We start from the raw sequence: 302 nt of genomic DNA on the forward strand, positions 1-302 counted from the left end.
ATTGCAGAAACAACCGCCCGTAGTTACGGAATCGATGCTGTTTTGCCTTTTGAAAACCAAGATATGCTACCGCAAGTTCTGGCTAATGTTTTATCTACACATTTAGAAAAAAGCAGTCGACTAAACCTACTTTTGTTAGAGCCCCAGACAAATAAAGCGGAGTCTATAACTGAAGAACTAAAACTAAATTTTGCTATTACACATGTCACAACGTGTAAAGCCGCACTGAACCAGTACAACCAACAACAGTTCTCAATCGTACTGCTTGATACCACTCAAGAAAAAACCGATGAATCTAGCTT

General features: G+C 39.1%; 1 protein-coding gene. It reads left to right on the plus strand.

Annotated features, from left to right (window positions below; translation table 11 throughout):
- The coding region (locus R2R70_RS19595) for a hypothetical protein (RefSeq protein WP_410978835.1) at positions 1 to 302 on the plus strand (302 nt) is incomplete at both ends.

The organism is Cobetia sp. SIMBA_158 (assembly GCF_046566945.1).
Lineage (GTDB): Bacteria > Pseudomonadota > Gammaproteobacteria > Pseudomonadales > Halomonadaceae > Cobetia > Cobetia amphilecti.